We start from the raw sequence: 2,824 nt of genomic DNA on the forward strand, positions 1-2,824 counted from the left end.
TGCCGCCGCACCCACCGCCGCGAACCGGGCTCCCACGGGCGGGCGGCCACCACCAGCACCATCGGCACCGCAGGCAGGGGAAGCGCCCGGCGCAGCCGCAGCAGCTCGGCGGCCATGCGGGTGTACCCGGCGTCCTCCAGCAAGGCGGACCGCACCCGGCGCCCCACCAGGGGCAGCCAGCCCAGCCCGGCCGCCAGGGCGTGGCGCAGGTCGTCCTCCACGGGCCACCGGAGGCGTGGGTCCTCCTCCACGGAGCCGTCCACGGCCACGAGCCCGGCCACCCGGTGCGGGTCGCTGCGCAGGTACGCCTCGGCCATGAAGCGCGCCATCGAGTGCGCCACGAGCCACACCCGCGCGGGGTCGGGCACCACCTCGTGCACCACCCGGCGCAGGTGGGCCACCTCGTCGTGGAGGTGCGGCTCGGCCACCCGCTCGGCACGGGCCCGCCCCAGCCCCGGCCGGTCGTAGCGCACCACACGGTGGTCGCGGGCCAGGTCGGCCGCCACCTCGTCCCACGCCTCAGCGCCCATGCCGAGGCCCGGCATCAGCACCACCCACGGCCCGTGCTCCCCCTGCACCTCCGCGGCCAGGTCCGTGGCACGGGGTCCGGTGTCGCGGGCTCCCCTCACGCGGCCAGCCCGTTCCTGACGCCGTGCGGCGCGCCACCTCTCCATGGCACCAGTGTCACCCCTGCCCGGGACCCCCGCCCGCCCGATCGTCCTCGACCCACCACCGGCCGGCCCCCCAGCCCGTCCCGACGGCGAACACCACCCACCACGCCACGGTCCCCAGCAGCTGCACCCGCTGCGCCAGCCCGGGCACCGTGAGCACCTCGCCCACGCGCGCGGCCCCCGGTGCCAGGCAGGCGAGCTGCCAGCCCAGGGTCGCCAGCATCACGCCCACCAGCACCAGCAGCACCCGTGCCCCGGGACGGCCCCGGCGCAGCGCCGCCAGGGACAGCGCGGCCGCGGCCACTCCCAGCGCCGTCCCGGCCACCGACGAGCTCACCGAGTGCGCGGTGTGCGTCCACGGCAGCGTCCCCGCCTGCTCGGCGGCCAGGCAGGCGGCGTCCACCGTGCTGGCACAGGCCATGGGCAGCAGCGCATCGGCCACTGTGGCCGCCCCGAACACCCCGGCGGCCACCACACCCAGACCACGCAGGTCACGTCGCAGTCCGCCCCGGCGAGCCACCAGCCCGACCCAGAGCACCATCAGCGCCCCCGCCAGCACGTCGCCGGCCCGGACGAACCAGGCGTGGGGCTGGTCCTGCGCCCCCAGCTCGCTGGTCCAGCTGTGCCACGGCGACAGGTCCGAGAACGGCCCGGCCACCAGCCAGGACGACCAGGCCGCCATCGCCAGCAGGGGCAGCCCGGCCGCCCACCACGGCACGGCGCGGTGCCCCCCACCCGATGCGGGCACCCGGCGCGCGCCGCTCACTCGCGGCCCGCGGGTCGCACCAGGGGGAAGGCCAACGTCTCGCGCACGGTGCGGCCGGTCACCAGCATCACCACGCGGTCCACGCCCAGCCCCAGGCCACCGGTGGGCGGCATGCCGTACTCCAGGGCCTGCAGGAAGTCCTCGTCCAGGCTCATGGCCTCCGGGTCGCCGGCGGCCGCGGCCACCGACTGGGCTGTCAGACGGGCCCGCTGCTCCAGCGGGTCGGTCAGCTCGGAGTAGGCGGTGCCCAGCTCCATGCCGAAGGCCACGAGGTCCCACCGCTCGGCCACACCCGGGGTGGACCGGTGCCCGCGGGTCAGCGGCGAGACCGAGCTCGGGAAGTCGCAGTAGAAGGTGGGCCGCACGGTGGACCCCTCCACCAGCTCCTCGTAGAGCTCCAGGGCCACCTCGCCGGCATCCAGGTCGGGGCGCACCTCCACCCCGGCCCGTCGGGCGGCCTGGTGCATCTCGGCGGCGGTGCTCTGCGGCCCCACCGGCTGCCCACCCAGGGCCACCAGTTTCTCGGAGACCGCGTCGTGCAGGGTCACCACCGGCCACTCGCCGGAGAGGTCCACCATCGTTCCGTCGGGGCCGGGCACCTCGCACCGCCCGTGCACGGCCACCGCGGCGGCCTGCACCAGCTCGCGGGTGGTGTCCATCATCGAGCGGTAGTCCTCGTGCGCGGCGTAGGCCTCCAGCAGCGTGAACTCCGGGTTGTGGGTGGCGTCCACGCCCTCGTTGCGGAACGCCCGGCCCATCTCGAACACCCGGTCCACGCCACCCACGCAGAGCCGCTTGAGGTACAGCTCGGGCGCGATCCGCAGGAAGAGGTCCATGGAGTAGGCGTTGATGCGGGTGGCGAAGGGCCGTGCGTTGGCCCCGCCGTGCACGGTCTGCAGCACCGGCGTCTCCACCTCCAGGTAGCCGCGGTCCTGCAGGCCCTCGCGCAGGGCGCGCACCACGGCCGACCGTGCCCGCAGGGTGTCGCGGGCCTCCTGCGAGACGGCCAGGTCCACGTGGCGCTGGCGCACCTTCGCCTCGGGGTCCACCAGGCCGGTGCGCACCGGCGGCAGCGGGTGCAGGCACTTGGCCTCCATCCGCCAGCTGTGGGCCAGCAGGCTCGGCTCGCCGCTGCGGGAGGCGCCGCGCACGCCCTCGAAGGCCACGAGATCGCCCACGTCCACCAGCACCATGAAGTCGCGGTGGTCCTGTGCGCTGAGGTGCTGGCGCTCCAGCACCACCTGCAGGTCGCCCTGCCCGTCACGCAGGCGCACGAAGCGCACGCCGCCCAGGTCGCGGACCGCCAGCACGCGCCCGGCCACGGACACGCGCTCGCCCTCCCCGGCGGCCAGGGCCTGCGCGGTGGTGTGCGTCGGACGCTCGGCCA

At 76.1% G+C, this 2,824-nt stretch carries 3 protein-coding genes; all 3 read right to left on the minus strand.

The window, feature by feature from the left end; genetic code table 11:
• Positions 1 to 674, minus strand: a 674-nt coding sequence (locus tag HMPREF3099_RS03545; protein ID WP_141761969.1) for an alpha/beta fold hydrolase, incomplete at its 3' end; no start/stop codon positions are given.
• Between the two features lie 10 nt (positions 675 to 684).
• Positions 685 to 1,437 carry a DUF998 domain-containing protein gene (locus HMPREF3099_RS03550; protein WP_141494610.1) on the minus strand — a complete coding sequence of 251 codons (753 nt, stop codon included), beginning with the start codon at positions 1,435 to 1,437 and terminating at the stop codon, positions 685 to 687.
• On the minus strand, positions 1,434 to 2,824 hold a 1,391-nt coding region (lysX, locus tag HMPREF3099_RS03555), incomplete at its 5' end, for a bifunctional lysylphosphatidylglycerol synthetase/lysine--tRNA ligase LysX (protein WP_070704026.1). The genes HMPREF3099_RS03550 and lysX, both read right to left, overlap by 4 nt.

The sequence above is a fragment of the Kytococcus sp. HMSC28H12 genome (assembly GCF_001816045.1).
GTDB lineage: Bacteria > Actinomycetota > Actinomycetes > Actinomycetales > Dermatophilaceae > Kytococcus > Kytococcus schroeteri.